The organism is Occallatibacter gabretensis (assembly GCF_001449115.1).
In the GTDB taxonomy this organism is placed as follows: domain Bacteria; phylum Acidobacteriota; class Terriglobia; order Terriglobales; family Acidobacteriaceae; genus Telmatobacter; species Telmatobacter gabretensis.
Window position 1 is genome coordinate 114,995 of sequence record NZ_LAIJ01000007.1, and the last position, 14,508, is coordinate 129,502.

Genomic DNA, 14,508 nt, shown 5'->3' on the forward strand with positions numbered 1-14,508 from the left:
TCCGCTCCGTGCTCATGTGGAAGAGCTTGAGCCGTCCAGATCACATCCGAATGCAATAAGCAAAGAAACGGCGAATACGCTAGAATTTGCTATGCAGATTTCGGCAGAACTGTCGTGGGCTCACCCGGTCACGGCCGAATGGTTCATCCGCAAATTCGGCTCGCCTACAGAGCCGCAGATTGAGGGTTGGCCGAGCATCCTGGCGGGCAACCCTACACTCATATCCGCGCCCACAGGATCAGGGAAGACTCTCACCGCGTTCCTGGTCTGCATCGACCGCTTGCTTCGTCAGTCCATTGAAGGATCTCTTCGGCCTGTCACGCAGGTGGTTTATATCTCTCCGCTCAAGGCACTCTCGAACGATATACAAAAAAACCTTGACGGCCCGCTCGCTGAAATCCAGCAGCTGGCACTTGAGCGGGGCTATCTCTCCGCTGAAATTCGCACAGCCGTGCGCACCGGCGACACTCTGCCACGTGAGCGTGCCGCAATGCTGCGCCATCCGCCGCACATCCTTGTCACCACCCCTGAATCTCTTTACATTTTGCTCACTGCCGCGAAAAGCCGGCAGCGTCTCCGCTACGTACAAACAGTAATCGTCGATGAGATTCACGCGCTCGCAGACGACAAACGTGGGTCGCATCTCTCCCTATCGCTGGAGCGGCTCGATGCGCTTGTCTGCGGAGAAAACCGGCTTTCGGGCGATGTTTGCTTGAATGGCCTGATCGCTCCGCCGCAACGCATTGGTTTGTCCGCCACACAAAACCCGATTCAACTTATAGCCAATTATCTATGCGGCTCAGATGAAAATCGGACGCCGGCAACCATCGTGCAAGTGGGCCAACGAAGAAAATTCGACATCGCTATTGAGATACCTTCTGATCCGTTGACCGCTGTTGCCTCCACAGCCATGTGGGAAGAGATTTTCGATAAGCTCGCCGCTCATACACAAAACCATCGCTCAACACTGGTATTTGTTAACACGCGCAAACTGGTGGAGAAAGTTGCGTACGCTTTAGCCGAGCGGCTTGGGGTAGATGATGTTGCCGCGCATCACGGTTCCCTTTCGCGCGCGTTGCGCCTCGATGCAGAGCAGCGATTGAAGAATGGCGTAATCAAAATACTTGTTGCTACTGCATCGCTGGAGCTCGGCATCGACATTGGCAATGTTGATCTTGTATGCCAAATCTCCAGCGCTCGCGCCGTCGCTGTGGCGATGCAGCGCGTCGGCCGAGCCGGTCACTGGCGTGGCGCCATCCCCAAGGGTCGCCTTTTTGCCACCACCCGTGATGATCTTTTAGAGCAGGCCGCGCTGGTGCAAAAAATGCGCGCCGGGCAGCTCGATGTCCTTGAGATCCCACCCCAGCCCATCGATGTGCTCATGCAGCAAATCGTCGCTGCATGCGGTGCGGAATCCTGGGAGATCGGAGCCCTCTATCGCGTCTTCCGCCGCTCCTGGTCGTATCGCAATCTCTCCCGCGAAGAATTCCAACAACTTATCGAAATCCTCAGTAACGGTATTCAGTCCAGCCGCGGCCGATACGGTGCTTACCTCATGCAGGATGGAGTCAACGGTCACGTCCACGCCCGCCGCGGGGCGCGCATGGTAGCCATTGCCAACGGCGGAGCCATCCCCGATAGCGCGCTCTATCAGGTCATCCTTCAACCCGATGATATTCAGATCGCCACTCTGGATGAACACTTTGCCGTAGACTCCTCACCGGGCGATGTCATTCTTCTCGGCAATACAAGCTGGCGTATCCAGAGGATTGAGTCCGCAGGCCGAGTCCTCGTCGAAGACGCGCACGGCGCATCACCCACCGTGCCCTTCTGGAATGGCGAAGCCCCGCAGCGCAGTGACATTTTGTCTGATGGCGTAAGCGAGCTTCGAGGACAAATTTCTGAGCGCACCACCAGCATCACTCCTGAAACTCTTTCGCTTGCCCAGCCACATGTCACCGACACGGCACAGTGGTTAATGGAAGAGACGAGTATCTGTGCATCCGCAGCTTTGCAGCTCATTCAATATATTGTCTCGGGACGTGCCGTACTTGGAGCAGTTCCCACCAAAAAGACAATCATCGCCGAGAGATTCTTCGATGAGGGCGGCGGTCAGCAACTCATTCTCCATGCGCCCTTTGGGGGCCGCATCAACAAGGCATGGGGTCTGTCGCTGCGCAAGCGCTTCTGTCGCGGCTTTAACTTCGAGCTTCAAGCCGCAGCCACGGACAATGGCATTAACATTTCTCTTGCGGAGCAGCACAGCTTTCCGCTTCTCGATGTCTTTCAATTCCTTACAGAGCGCACTGCAAAAGAGCTTCTCGAACAGGCCTCCATTGCTTCCCCCATCTTTAAAGCGCGCTGGCGCTGGGCGGCTGGCCGCAGCCTGCAGCTTTTGCGCTTCGCAAAGGGCAAGCGCATTGCTCCCCAGATTCAGCGAACCCGCTCAGACGACCTTATGGCGAGCGTCTTTCCCCAGGCAGCGGCTTGCTTTGAAACTCTCGTCGGAGACATCCAGATTCCAGACCATCCTCTTGTCCGCGAGGTCATGCAAGATGTCCTGCAAGAGGCCATGAATCTTGAAGGTCTACAGGAAGTCCTCCGCGGTATTCAGTCTGGTGCGATTCGCTGCGTTGCCGTCGACACACCGGTTCCATCGGTATTTGCCCATGAGCTCATCAATGCCAATGTTTACCACTTCCTTGACGATGCAGGCCTGGAGGAGCGTCGGGCGCGCGCTGTGTCACTTCGCGGGTCCATTCCTCCCAGCGTCCTTGAGCAGGCCGGCAGGCTCGACCCAAATGCCATTGCAACTGTCTGCGAACAATGCTGGCCTGATCTGCGCAGTGAGCACGAGCTGCATGATCTTCTGCTGAATGTTGTAGCCTTCCCGTTGACTAAGCTTAGGTCACAGACAGCACCTGCCTGGACGCAATGGTACGAAATGCTGGAGCACACTGGACGAGCCTCTACGGTCAATCTCAGTAATAACGCTTGCTGGGTTGCCACCGAACGCATGGAGTCCGCTACCGCTCTGCATTCAGGTGCTCCCACCTCCCAAGCCGTTTTGCAAGCTACGGATCCCCTCGTCCGTGGTTGGCTCCAGATTTTGGGGCCAGTAACAGCCAACGAGCTCGCGAGCCTATTTGGAATCGAAGCCTCGGCAATCCAACAGGTCTTCATTGCCATGGAAACACAGGGCTTGCTCATGCAAGGGGCTTTCAAATACCCCGTCGCCGTGGAAACCCACGATATCGAATGGTGTGAACGCCGCATCTTGCAAAGAATTCATCAGCTCACCCGTAACACTTTGCGTAAACAGATTGAAGCAGTCACACCGCCAATGTTCATGCGTTGGCTGCTTGCCTGGCACCACCTTACGCCGCAAAGCACACTCACCGGCGAACAAGGTCTCTTTCAAGCCCTTTCTCAACTTGAAGGCTTTGAAGCTCCGGCAATCGAATGGGAACGCACCATTCTGCCTGCGCGCATTGCCAACTACGATCCCGCGTGGCTCGACCAGCTTTGTCTCTCCGGTTCGGTAGGCTGGGGCCGCGTCTCGCCACACGCAGCCTGGTCCGGTGGCAGCGAATCTGCCCCCGTGCGCGTCATTCCGTCCAATGCTGCACCCATTACCTTTTATCTTCGAGACTCCGCGGAGTGGCTGCCCTATGCTCTCGCAGAGCAAAGCGTGGAAGAGTCAAGATTGCAGAAAGCATTGAGCGCCGCTGCGCTCGAAATCAGGTCCTATCTGCAGCAAAGGGGCGCATGTTTCGCTGAAGACATCGAACGCTCGCTCGGTTTAAGCCGTATCGTAACGCTTGAAGGACTGTGGGAGTTGGCGGCCGCGGGACTCGCTGCCGCAGATGGGTTCGATCAACTTCGCGCGATGATTGATCCGGAGCGTAAATCGGCAATGCGCCATGGATATCGCAAGATGCGTAGCACTGCGGGACGCTGGTCTCTTTTTCATCGGGAATTGCATGACCGTTCGAGCGAAATCGGACAAGTTCGGCATCGCGATCTGGCTCTCGAATCTGCTGCGCACACATTGCTTGCGCGATATGGCATCGTTTTTCGCGACCTTCTTGTGCGCGAATCAAATTTGCCTAAATGGCGTGATCTTGTTGGCATGTTACGGCGTCTTGAGGACCGTGGCGTCGTTCGAGGCGGACGATTTGTCAACGGGTTTAGTGGTGAGCAGTTCGCCCTCCCGGAGGCTCTCGAAAGTTTGCGAGCATCGCGGCAGATTCACTCTGACGAAGTGATCACACTCGCCGCCGCTGATCCGATGAATCTCGTCGGCATTCTGTCGGCAGGAAATCGCGTCGCCTCAATCCCCGGACGATCAGCTCAATATCAAAATGGCTTAGTCGTGGGAGAACCAGAAGAAACGCAATCTCCGCTTAACCGGCGGCAACGCCCGCGACAGATCATAGACGAGGCATACAGGCGTATCCCGATGAGCAAAACCGCCACGAAGAACAGTTCCATGCCTCTCTTCGATAATTGGGAAAGCATCAAAGCCTAGCGGTAGATGGCGCGATGACAACCATCAGCGAACTCACTGAACGCATTGAACATTCCCTGCTTTAGAACGCCAGATTATCGCGAGGTGCGCGTGTTCGATCTTTTCGCTGTTTTGTGGTGAACATTTCGATGGGCGCGTTTGCGGATTTTGACGCCATCGGATTCAAGGTCGAACGCGGCATTGACCAGGGCTATATGGCTAAAGGCCTGAGGAAAATTTCCAACCATGCGGTTTTGCTCAAGGTCAAATTCCTCGCTAAGCAGTCCCACGTCATTACATAGGGCAAGCAGCCTTTCGAAGAGTTTTTTGGCATCGCGCTTTCGTCCGATGGCCTTAAGAGCAGAGACCATCCAGAAGCTACACGCAAAGAAAACGCCTTCACCCGGAGGCAAGCCGTCCTGGACCTTCGCGGTGTCGTAGCGCAGAACAAAACCGTGCGGCATCAACTCACGCTCGATGGCCGTTACCGTGCCTTTCACACGCGGATCGTGACCGGGTAAAAAGCCCACGGCGGGCATGAGGAGAAGCGCAGCATCGAGGTCTTCGGAACCATAGGCCCGTGTGAAGCTGTTCTTGCCATGATGGAATGCATGTTTGCAAATTTCCGCATGAATGGCGTCGCGTATCGTCTTCCATGTTTCAATCGGCGCATCGTAACCGAACTGCTCAGCTAACATCACTGCGCGGTCGAAAGCGACCCACGCCATCATTTTTGAGTGAGTGAACTGCTGAGGGCCGCCCCGTGTCTCCCAGATGCCCTCATCGGGTTCCTGCCAGATCGCTTCCAGACGCTTGAGCAGCAGACTCAGCACGCGGAAATCGCTCTGGTCATGACGGCGCATCCTGTGATGAGCGTGGAAGAAAGAGTCCAGCACCTCACCATAAATATCAAGCTGCATCTGCCCGGAAGCAGCATTCCCAACCCGTACGGGGCGGGAGTTTTCATAACCGGCAAGCCAGGGAATTTCACTCTCGATGAGCTGCTGCTCGCCACGCAGCCCATACATAATCTGTGCCTGGTCAGGGCTTCCCGCAAGTGCACGAAACAGCCAGTCGTTCCATGCTTCCGCTTCGTGATAGAACCCGCCATTCATGAGCGCAAGCAGCGTGAACGTCGAGTCACGCAGCCAGCAGTAACGGTAATCCCAATTGCGTACGCTCCCAATTTGCTCGGGCAGCGAGGTCGTGGGTGCGGCCACGATGCCGCCTGTGGGGCGGAAGGTAAGGGCTTTGAGCGTGATTAGCGACCGTTCAACTGCTGTGCGGTATTTTCCCTCATATTTGAGACGGCGAGTCCAATTGCGCCAGATGCGCACGGTATCGTTGAATGCGCCTTCCCAATTAACCTGCGCCGGGTCATCCTCCCACGAGTTGCCATAGGTAAGGGTGAACCAGACGCGCTCTCCCTTTCGCACTGTGAAATCAGCGACGGTTTTGAGCCCTTCGCCAAGTACAGGAACGGAGGCGTGCAGCATAGCAAGACTGGGGCCGGCCACGGCACGAATGCCATCGGGAATGCTTGTAACCCATGGGACTACGCGACCGAACTCGAACCGTAGGGCCAATCCCATGCGCATGGGCACACTGCCACGAACACCTTCGATAATGCGGATAACATCGGAATGATGACCGCGAGGAGGCATGAAGTCGATCAGCCGAACTGCGCCGCATGCGTGATTGTAGGTAGTTTCAAGAATGAGCGTGTGTTCGCGGTAGCGACGAGAAGAACTCCACTCCCCTTCCAAAGGAGCGATCTTCCAGTTGCCATTCTCTGGCGTACCAAGGAGTGCTGCGAAGCAGGCATTCGAGGAAAAATCGGGCCAGCACAGCCAATCAATCGAACCATTACGGTCCACTAAAGCTGCCGCTTCCATGTCGCCTATAAGTGCGTAGTCTTCGATTTTTGAGGCCATGCATCTCCAATGGATGGATGTTCCGGAAAGTTCTGATCGCTATTCATTGTTCGTGATAGTTACGGATCAGTCCGCCATCTACGGTGTAAGTTGCACCATTGACGTAGGCAGCTTCATCCGAAGCAAGAAAAGCAACCACGGCGGCAACATCTTCCGTGGTGCCGAGGCGGCCAAGCGGAATGTTCTTCAGAAGCGCATCGAGCTTAGGCTTATCTTCCAGCAGCGTCTTGTTGATGGGGGTAACAATAGCGCCCGGAGCTACGTTATTAATGGTGAATCCAAGGGGTGCTAGTTCGACTGCAAGATTGCGCATGAGCATGCGGAGCCCGCCTTTACTGCAGCAATAGGTGGAGAACCCAGGAAACGCCATGTCTTCATGCACGGAGCTGATGTTGATAATGCGGCCTCCCCGGTATTGGACATCAATCAACCTTTGAACGAATCTTTGAGTCAGAAAAAAAGGGCCGCGGAGATTTACGGCCAGCACCTTGTCGTATTCCTCTTCAGCCGTTTCCCAGAAGTTCGATTTGTGCTCCATGCCGGCGTTGTTGACCAGAATGTTGGCCGAACCAAACCTGCTCCATGCGGTATCAATGAGCTTGTCGACATCAGCGCGTTGAGTAATATCGGCCTGGACAATTTCTGCATCGCCGCCAGATTCGCAAATGGCGCGTTTTGTCTCTTGGGCTCCTTCTGCGCTACCCACGTAGTCGATGACCACGCGGGCACCTTCGCTACCGAGCCGTTTTGCGATTGCCTGCCCGATGCCGCTTCCAGCGCCCGTGATAATGGCGATTTTTCCCTCAAGACGCCTCATAGTTAGTCAGCCTTTCAGAGTTGAAAGCATTCGAGCAAGAAACGTGGACGACGATTCACGCATGTTATCTGGCTAATCGCATGTTACCTGAGTGAAATTCAAGCCCAGCAGGAGTTTGGTGACGGTGACGCATGCATTCTGGTGAGCGGAGGCGAGGATGCCGCCTGCAAGTGCGGACTGGCGAAGGTTTTCAGCAGCTTTCTCACGAACTTCGCCCTCTAGGCTCGGATCGACAGGAACAAGGAGGCCTGTCTGGCGCTCGTAAACATGGGTTCGAGCATTGTCCAAGGCGACAGTGAAGAGTTGTGCCGGCGGCAGATGGACGTGGATGGTGCGAGCGTCAACATGAACATCCTGGGAATTGAGCTGAGTGAGGTCAACCCCGGCAATGGCCTCACCATGTACTTCAAGCAGGATGCGGTCACCCGTGAGGACTGGAGGAAGAATGCGGCCTTCCCGGTCGCCGCTTACCATCTTGTCCATGGAGTAGGAAACGGACTCGAGCCGAGCGAGCCTTCGGATTTGCATGACCACCGTGGGCTGTGAAGTGTCGATGCGCGTCATGCGCGCGGAGACGGCGGTTGCGAGCCGATCCCAAATGCCGACCCTGGCGGTGTGGAGGAAGACGACGAGAAGTAAGATGCCTGCCAACACACCGATGATCCCTGATAAGGCGGCAATAGTAACGGTGCGCGTGCGGCGGCCGGGTTCAGTCATTACGGGCACGATGAGTTAGATGCACGATATGAGCCTGAAGCTGACCGATACAAGAACAAGCCTGGTAGCTGTTAGCCGGAAAAAAGGCTTCAAATGCTCGAAATAATGTCTCCGGACTCTGAAAGCAACCGATACCGCGATCGAGAATCTCAATCTTATTAGGGAGTTTTCTCAATGGCTCGTGCATTCTGGTCTGGTCAGCTACGCATTTCACTCGTATCGTTCGGAATCAACTTGGTTCCTGCCTCCGAATCCAAAAGCGAAATCCGGTTTCATCAGCTCGATCGTCGCAGCGGAGAGCGCATTCGGCACCAAAAGGTGTCTGCCGTAGACGAAGAAGCGGTTGAGAAGGACGACATAGTTAAAGGTTACGAATATCGTAAGGGGAAATATATACAGCTGGAGCCGGCCGAGATTGCGCAGGTGCGAATCGCATCCCGTCACACGATTGAACTTGAGCAGTTTGTGAAGACGAGCGAGATTGATCCTGCCTATTATGAGAAGCCTTATTTTGTTTTGCCTGAAAATGCAGCGCAAGAAGAAGCATTTGCCGTAGTACGCGCGGCGCTTGAAGATACGAAGGAAGCAGGCCTGGGAAAGATCGCGCTGAATGGCAGGGAACGCCTTGTTGCGGTATGCGTTCCAAACGATCCTAAGCTACGCGGCTTGATGGCTTATACGCTGCGATTTTCAACAGAACTGCGAAATGCAGCGGACTATTTTAAGGACATGGCGAAGCACGCAGTTGATAGTGATCAGCTCTCCCTGGCAAAAGAGTTAATCCAAAGGAAGTCGGCTTCGTTTGAGCCAGACAAATTCACCGACAACTACGAAGCTGCGCTGCGTGAATTGATTGACGCCAAGCTTAAGCATGTGGCTGTGCCGGTAGACGAGCCCCGCGAATCGCGTGGAAAAGTTATCAACCTAATGGACGCGCTACGGCGCAGCGTAGGCGAACATGGCAAAGGAAAGAAGCCTATTGTTAGGGCTGACGGCAACGCCTCAAAAAGTCGAACAGGCAAACAGACTTTACGGTTGATGCCCGCCCGCTCGCAGCGCGTGGATAAGCGCCGCAAGTCGGCCTGAGTCTGCAATCATGGCCATCCGAAAGAAAGACCTCTCCGATTCGGCGAAACCTGCTGTCAAACGTCAACTTGCGAAGTACCGTGCAAAACGGGATTTCCAGTTGACTTCCGAGCCAACTGGAAATCCCGAGAAAAAGGAATCTGACCGCAAGCGCAAGGGCTTGGCTTTTGTGATTCAGAAGCATACGGCAACCCGCCTGCATTATGACTTCCGCCTGGAATGGAAGGGAGTTTTGAAGAGCTGGGCTGTGGCGAAGGGGCCAAGCTACAACCCGAAAGATAAGAGGCTGGCCATCCAGGTAGAAGATCATCCGCTTGAATACGGTGGCTTCGAAGGGATCATTCCAAAGGGACAATATGGCGGAGGCACGGTGATGGTGTGGGACCGTGGAACGTGGGAACCGCTTGGCGATGCTGCCGCAGGGTTTCGCTATGGGAACCTAAAATTTGTGTTGCACGGCGAGAAGCTGCGTGGCCACTGGGTTCTTGTTCGCATGGCTGGTAAATTTGCGAATCAGCCGAAGCCGAGCTGGCTGCTAATTAAAGAACGAGATGGGGATGAATTGGAGCAAAGTGATGTTTCCATCACAGATGCGGCCCCGAACAGTGTACTGAGCGGGCGTGAGATGGATGCCATCGCTAAAGCGAAGGACGCGGTGTGGAATTCCAAGGCGGCAGATCATTCACACTTGGAAACCAAGCCTGTTGCTAAGCAGGGGAAGCCATCCAGCGCCAAATTGTTTTCAGGGATGAAGGCGCAGATCGCACATTTGCCAAAGGAATCACTACCACCTTTTGTGCCGCCGCAGCTCGCCTCGATGGCCACATCTTCATCCGGCGGCGAAGAGTGGGCGCATGAACTCAAACTTGATGGATATCGCATCCAGGCCCGAGTTGATCATGGAGCGCGCAAACCGGTTCAGCTTCTTACCCGGACGGCTTTGAACTGGACAACACGGTTGCGACCAATTGCTGAGGCAGTTGATGCACTGCCTGTCCACAGTGCTCTATTCGATGGAGAGGTTGTGGTGCTGGATGACAACGGCACCTCGAGCTTTGCTAAGCTGCAGGCCGCATTTCAGGAGGGGGCACCGTATTCGCTTACTTATTTCATATTCGACCTGCTACACGTGGATGGCCGCAATTTGCGCAATCTGCCGTTGCTAGAGCGAAAAGAGATTCTGGAGCAGATCATCTCCGGCCTACCTCCGGAAAGCTCGATTCGCATCAGTGAGCATATCTCTGGCGACGGCAAGATCATATTTGATAAAGCCTGTGGGCTGGGTGCTGAGGGAATCATCTCGAAGCTGGCAAAAGGTAAATATGTCTCGGGCCTCAGCAACAGCTGGCTGAAATTGAAATGTTATCGAGAACAAGAGCTTGTCATTGGCGGATACACCCTTCCATCTAACGGGACCCATGGAATTGGCGCACTTCTACTGGGATACTACAAGGACAAGAAGCTCATTTATGCGGGTCGCACTGGGACTGGATTTACTCAGAAGACTCACCGCATGATGCGTGATCGCCTGGAATCCATCCGAAGCAAGGCATCTTCGTTTGTCGAGGTGCCTGCAGGAATGACCCGCGGAGTGCACTGGGTCAGGCCAGAGCTTGTAGCACAGATCGCTTTTGCCAACTGGACCGCCGATAACCTTGTGCGGCAAGCTGCGTTTAAGGGTTTACGCGAGGACAAGCCCGCGAAGTCGGTTCAACGAGAAGAGGAGGGGCAAGTGTTGCCAAAAGATGCTAATACAAAGGCAAAGCCGCGACCGGCTCGAAGCAAGGCGCCGAACACTTCCAAGGCATCTGCTAACAGAGGTTCATCAGATCTTTCGGCGATCCGTCTGACTCATCCTGACAAAGTGCTCGATAGTGCGTCCGGTCTTACCAAGGACGAGCTTGCACATTATTATGCCGCGGTTGGCCCTCATATGCTGCCGCACATCGCTGGCCGTCCGCTATCTCTTGTTCGCTGTATGAGTGGAACCAGCAAGCCTTGCTTCTTCCAGAAACATGCGAATGAGACGTTGCCGAAAGACATTGAAAGTGTCGACATTACAGATAAGAAAACAGGCAAAGCTGAGCCATACATCACCTTGTCAACTGCCCAGGCGCTGATTGAACTTGCCCAGCTGAGCGTACTGGAGATTCATTCCTGGGGATCCAAAAATGATTCTATTGAAAGGCCGGATCTGATTGTGATCGATCTTGATCCGGATGAAGCTATCGACTGGAAAACGCTGGCATCTGCCGCTGTCGAAGTCCATGAGCGAATGAAGTCAGCAGGTCTTGAGTCTTTTCTTAAGACTACCGGCGGGAAAGGATTACATGTCGTAGCTCCGATTCGTCCTGAGCATGATTGGGCATCCGTGAAGGATTTTGCTCATCGTATGGTCATTGCCATGGAGACGGATAATGCATCGCTTTTCCTGACACGGATGACAAAAGCGGCGCGCAAGAACAAGATATTCCTCGATTATTTACGTAACGACCGAGGGGCTACAGCCATTGCGCCGTATTCTCCGCGCGCACGGAATGAAGCGCACGTAGCTCTGCCGTTGCATTGGTCAGAATTGAAATCGAGGGAGCGACCAGTTTTTCTTGTGACGAATTTCTCAAAGTGGCAAAAGCGGTTGAATGATGATCCCTGGGAGGGGATGTTGAAGACGACTGCACGATTGAAGCTCTGACTTTCCATCGGGAGGATTTTCCATGACAACAGATCTTCATTGGCCGGAAATTGCATTGCGATTATTAGTCACCGTCGTGGCCGGAAGTGCTCTTGGTGTGGAGCGAAGTAAAAACGGCCATCCTGCAGGCCTGCGTACCACGCTACTCGTCATGCTCGCGGCCTCTATCTCAATGATCCAGATGAATCTATTGATTCAGACTAACGGAAAACCGCAGGACTCTTACGCGGTGATGGATCTAATGCGTCTTCCTCTGGGCATTTTGACCGGAGTTGGCTTTATTGGAGCGGGCGCAATTGTGCGGAAGGGAGAGCTTGTCCTAGGGATCACAACAGCCGCAACGATGTGGTTTGCGACAGTTGTGGGATTATGCCTCGGTGGCGGACAGCTCGCGCTGGGGATCATTGCAACGGTTCTTGGCTTACTCGTTCTATGGGCACTTCGCTTTGGTGAAAATCACCTGGAAACTCACGAACGAGCCGTAGTCACCGTAGTGAGTAATGGCGAAGATGTTTCGGCTCAAATGTTATCGCGCCTTCTCTGTTCAACGCACATGCGTATCCAATCGACCTCTGCGCTTTATGAAGGCCCGGAATGCCGCAATAAGTTTCGATTTGAAGTGCACTGGCATAGAACCAGCCGGGGCGATGTACCAGGAGTAATTGAGCAGTTACGTAACTTTCCAGGAGTTATCTCTTGCGAATGGAGCGTGAGCGGCCAATCCTCGGTTTGATGATTGCATTTAGCGCTCTAACATCCTTGTATCGCTGCCCAAGGGCAAAAGCGCAATCAAGTGGAGCACGCAGCGCTCCACTTGATTGCGCCGGGATCTGATTACAGGCACTCAACGAATCGTTTTTCAATCGCATGGCTGGGTTTCTTCGCCGGCAAATCTTTGCATCCATGGAAGCATGGCTTATGTAATCGCGTCTCCCTGCATGACATATGGCTGCTCAGTGAATGCCGATCGCACGAAGCTTCTGATTCCTACGGTCCAGCGGAATCAGAGCGATATCAATATTGCTACGCTCAATTAAGCGCGACGGAGACGAACAGTTCTAAATGTCCTGTCTTCAAATTAAATACAAAGCCCGCTCAAGCGGCCGGCCAGGTGGGTGCCGGTATCTTTGAAAACTCCCGCGAGGATGACCGGTCGTCAGATATTGGATTGTGTTCTATCCGTAATCCCCCGCCTCCAGAGGTTGTTGGCGCATCCAATACGCCTTCAGCAGGAATAAAGATGCGAAAAGAAGTAGCGCAGCCAGCTGTGTGGAAGTAACTCCGGCACACAATGCGGCCATTATATTTCTGGATAATTCCCTTGCTGATCCAAAGCCCAAGGCCTGTTCCCTTGGTTGACTTTGTGGTGAAAAACGGCTCGAAGAGCCTGCTCTTGTGCTCAGGCTGAATACCCTTTCCTGTGTCAATGATGGATATAGACACTCCGTGTTTACGGGTAACCGAGTCAATTGTGTCTTGCACACTGAGCCGCAAAATACCTCCATTGGGCATTGCCTGTATGGCATTCGCGATCAGGTTCATAAACACCTGGCGCAGCTCGAATGGAAAACCATACACACTGGAAGAGTCGGAATACCTCTTCTCTAACACGATATTGCTACTGTGAATCCGGGTGTCCTGAAGCTCAACGACTTCGTCGAGCAGCATTCCGATGGAAACCGATACTGGCTGCTTTGATTCGCGATAGAAACTCAGCGTTTGACGCGTGATGTGAGAAACCCGCCGCAACTCCTGATCAGCAAGTGAGGCAAAATGCCGCGCTTCATCATTTAAGGATGCATGATTCTGAAGCAGATAGAAGATGTTCGTAATTGCAGCAAGAGGGTTGTTAATCTCATGCGCAATAATGCCGGCTACTCGCCCCATTGCCGCAAGCTTTTCTGTCTCGCGCAGAGCCTCCTCCGCACGTAACTGAGCAGTAATATCTCTTCCGACCTCCAGAATCGCGTTGCTCTCCTGATTCACCGTCTTGCGGCAGGCAACAATGATCTCAAATCCGCTTTTGGTCTTCTGAAGCAGGTTTCCCTGCCAGGAGCTTTGCATTTCAAGCGTTGCAGCAACTTCTTCCCTGGAAGTAGGAAAGATCGTATGCAATAGAGCATGCAGATCCCGGCCAATAGCTTCTTCCCTGCTCCACCCGTAGAGATTTTCAGCGCCAACGCTCCAGAGTTGGATTGCTCCGGTCAAATCCCGCACGATAATGGCCTCGGTGGCCAGATCGAGTAACTCTGAACGAGTGCGAAACGCGGCTTCACGTTCCCGCAGTTCCCGAGTTCGCTCTTCCACGCGCCGCTCAAGATCCAGGTTCAGTTTTTCGAGCATTCGCGTCTTGCGATGCAGTTCAGCAAAGATGCTTACCTTGGCGCGAAGCACCTCGGGAATAACCGGCACTGCAATATAGTCCACGGCGCCGCTGCGATAGCCTTGAATCTTATCTGAGTCCGCAAGATGAACGCCGGAGACGAAGATAATGGCGGTTTTCTGAAACCGGGGATGCTTGCGAATGACATCCGCAAGCTCAAATCCATCCACGTCCGGCATGCTGACATCCATTAGTACGACAGCAATGTCGTTTTTCAACAAGATATTCAATGCCTGAGATGCAGTGGTGGCCTTAATGAGATTCGCATCCAGCTGCTCGAGAATTACCTCGTAACTGAGCAGCTTGGCAGGCTGATCATCCACCATGAGGATATTGACTTTTTGATCCCAAGTCATCGCTATTCCCCTG

At 53.9% G+C, this 14,508-nt stretch carries 8 protein-coding genes; 4 read left to right on the forward strand and 4 right to left on the reverse strand.

What is annotated here, in order from left to right; all coding sequences use genetic code 11:
* Window positions 1–91: 91 nt before the first annotated feature.
* Window positions 92–4,531 carry a DEAD/DEAH box helicase gene (locus VO84_RS05410; protein ID WP_082661736.1) on the forward strand — a complete coding sequence of 1,480 codons (4,440 nt, stop codon included), beginning with the start codon at window positions 92–94 and terminating at the stop codon, window positions 4,529–4,531.
* 74 nt (window positions 4,532–4,605) lie between these two features.
* On the opposite strand, the gene VO84_RS05415 is transcribed toward VO84_RS05410, so the two are convergent.
* The 3 genes from VO84_RS05415 to VO84_RS05425 all read right to left on the reverse strand — a co-directional run bounded on the left by VO84_RS05415 (window position 4,606) and on the right by VO84_RS05425 (window position 7,978).
* On the reverse strand, window positions 4,606–6,444 hold the full coding sequence (locus VO84_RS05415; protein WP_082661737.1) for a glycoside hydrolase family 15 protein: 1,839 nt from the start codon (window positions 6,442–6,444) through the stop codon (window positions 4,606–4,608).
* A 43-nt stretch (window positions 6,445–6,487) separates the two neighbouring features.
* The gene (locus VO84_RS05420; protein WP_058186269.1) at window positions 6,488–7,261 is read right to left on the reverse strand and encodes an SDR family NAD(P)-dependent oxidoreductase; all 774 of its coding nucleotides are present in this window, start codon (window positions 7,259–7,261) and stop codon (window positions 6,488–6,490) included.
* Window positions 7,262–7,333: 72 nt separating this feature from the next.
* The gene (locus tag VO84_RS05425; RefSeq protein ID WP_058186270.1) at window positions 7,334–7,978 is read right to left on the reverse strand and encodes a DUF4230 domain-containing protein; all 645 of its coding nucleotides are present in this window, start codon (window positions 7,976–7,978) and stop codon (window positions 7,334–7,336) included.
* 174 nt (window positions 7,979–8,152) lie between these two features.
* Here VO84_RS05425 and ku point away from each other — a divergent pair, with 174 nt between their 5' ends.
* The 3 genes from ku to VO84_RS05440 are packed head-to-tail and all read left to right on the forward strand — an operon-like array spanning window position 8,153 to window position 12,489.
* On the forward strand, window positions 8,153–9,064 hold the full coding sequence (gene ku / locus VO84_RS05430) for a non-homologous end joining protein Ku (protein ID WP_058186271.1): 912 nt from the start codon (window positions 8,153–8,155) through the stop codon (window positions 9,062–9,064).
* A 10-nt stretch (window positions 9,065–9,074) separates the two neighbouring features.
* Window positions 9,075–11,756 (forward strand): DNA ligase D, encoded by a 2,682-nt coding sequence (ligD, locus tag VO84_RS05435; RefSeq protein ID WP_058186272.1) that lies wholly within the window; start codon window positions 9,075–9,077, stop codon window positions 11,754–11,756.
* A 22-nt stretch (window positions 11,757–11,778) separates the two neighbouring features.
* On the forward strand, window positions 11,779–12,489 hold the full coding sequence (locus VO84_RS05440) for an MgtC/SapB family protein (RefSeq protein ID WP_058186273.1): 711 nt from the start codon (window positions 11,779–11,781) through the stop codon (window positions 12,487–12,489).
* Between the two features lie 362 nt (window positions 12,490–12,851).
* On the opposite strand, the gene VO84_RS05445 is transcribed toward VO84_RS05440, so the two are convergent.
* Complete coding sequence (locus tag VO84_RS05445; protein WP_058186274.1) at window positions 12,852–14,495, reverse strand: ATP-binding response regulator; 1,644 nt, start codon at window positions 14,493–14,495, stop codon at window positions 12,852–12,854.
* Window positions 14,496–14,508 lie beyond the last annotated feature (13 nt).

Bases quoted from the DNA above. Each gene is read 5' to 3' on its own strand.
- ku (WP_058186271.1), top strand. From the start codon at position 8,153: ATGGCTCGTGCATTCTGGTCTGGTCAGCTACGCATTTCACTCGTATCG.
- ligD (WP_058186272.1), top strand. From the start codon at position 9,075: ATGGCCATCCGAAAGAAAGACCTCTCCGATTCGGCGAAACCTGCTGTC.
- VO84_RS05420 (WP_058186269.1), bottom strand. From the start codon at position 7,261: ATGAGGCGTCTTGAGGGAAAAATCGCCATTATCACGGGCGCTGGAAGC.
- VO84_RS05440 (WP_058186273.1), top strand. From the start codon at position 11,779: ATGACAACAGATCTTCATTGGCCGGAAATTGCATTGCGATTATTAGTC.
- VO84_RS05415 (WP_082661737.1), bottom strand. From the start codon at position 6,444: ATGGCCTCAAAAATCGAAGACTACGCACTTATAGGCGACATGGAAGCG.
- VO84_RS05410 (WP_082661736.1), top strand. From the start codon at position 92: ATGCAGATTTCGGCAGAACTGTCGTGGGCTCACCCGGTCACGGCCGAA.
- VO84_RS05445 (WP_058186274.1), bottom strand. From the start codon at position 14,495: ATGACTTGGGATCAAAAAGTCAATATCCTCATGGTGGATGATCAGCCT.
- VO84_RS05425 (WP_058186270.1), bottom strand. From the start codon at position 7,978: ATGACTGAACCCGGCCGCCGCACGCGCACCGTTACTATTGCCGCCTTA.